The organism is Mesorhizobium sp. M1A.F.Ca.IN.020.06.1.1, assembly GCF_004023265.1.
GTDB lineage: Bacteria > Pseudomonadota > Alphaproteobacteria > Rhizobiales > Rhizobiaceae > Mesorhizobium.
The window spans coordinates 1-846 of the sequence record NZ_RZSR01001508.1; the positions used below are offsets into that span (position 1 = coordinate 1).

Annotated in this window: 1 protein-coding gene and 2 pseudogenes; 2 read left to right on the forward strand and 1 reads right to left on the reverse strand. The window is 59.9% G+C overall.

What is annotated here, in order from left to right; translation table 11 throughout:
• Positions 1 to 169: pseudogene (locus EOA60_RS39485) on the reverse strand (multidrug efflux MFS transporter); the annotation flags it as partial.
• A gap of 213 nt (positions 170 to 382) precedes the next feature.
• Here EOA60_RS39485 and EOA60_RS35180 point away from each other — a divergent pair.
• Both EOA60_RS35180 and EOA60_RS35185 read left to right on the forward strand, forming a co-directional pair.
• Entirely contained in the window at positions 383 to 628 is a 246-nt protein-coding gene (locus EOA60_RS35180; protein WP_067329962.1) for a type II toxin-antitoxin system prevent-host-death family antitoxin, read from the forward strand.
• Positions 625 to 846, forward strand: a pseudogene (locus tag EOA60_RS35185) (PIN domain-containing protein); the annotation flags it as partial. The gene EOA60_RS35180 and the pseudogene EOA60_RS35185, both read left to right, overlap by 4 nt.

Genomic DNA, 846 nt, shown 5'->3' on the forward strand with positions numbered 1-846 from the left:
GAATGAAGATTGCCAGCGACACGAGATAGGCCGTCAGCGCCAGCTTCAGCGCGATTGGGCTGGTGTGGATGTCAATGGCGATTGCCGGCAGCGAGGTCGCGATCACGGTCGAATCCATGTTCTCCATGAAAAGAGCGACCGCCAGGATGAGCGGGATGATGCGGTTCAAGGGAACGCCCTGATTTGACTTCGCGATTCCGGGCCTGGCTTTGGGGGCGAGCCGGCACGCCGGGGCGGTACCACCAATTGGCCCGGATGTCGCATTAATTTGCGGTCACTTTTGTGCGACCGCAACCCTCGCTGGGAATCATCGTGCGCGCCGCTTGATAAACAGAGCCTCTGTCGTTATTGTAGTGAGAATAACTACAGGTTAGGTGCAGCCATGGACGAAACCGTTTCGGCAGCCGATGCCAATCGCAGGTTCTCCCACATCCTGCGTGATGTACGCGAGGGCCACAGCTACGTCGTGACCACCCATGGGCGGCCGGTGGCGCGGATCGTGCCTGCGCAGAAGCACGAGGACGTGGCCTCCCGCTCGCACGCAGCATTGCTGTCGCGCCTCGAACGGCAGCCGATACTCAATGCCGGACACTGGACCCGCGATGAACTTTATGAGGACGATCGGTGAAGGTCGCCATCGACACCAACGTCCTGGCCTATGCTGAGGGCGTTAACAACGCGGAGAAGCGCGACGTCGTTATCGAACTGCTACGCAACGTTCCACGAGAGGCCGCAGTCATTCCGGTCCAGGTGCTGGGCGAACTGTTCAATGTTCTCGTCCGCAAGGCTGGAAGACATTCCCAGGAAGCTCGGGATAAGCTGCTTAGCTGGAGCGACGCCTTCGCG

Excerpts from the sequence above, each read along its gene's own strand:
- EOA60_RS35180 (WP_067329962.1), top strand. The coding sequence starts at position 383 with ATGGACGAAACCGTTTCGGCAGCCGATGCCAATCGCAGGTTCTCCCAC.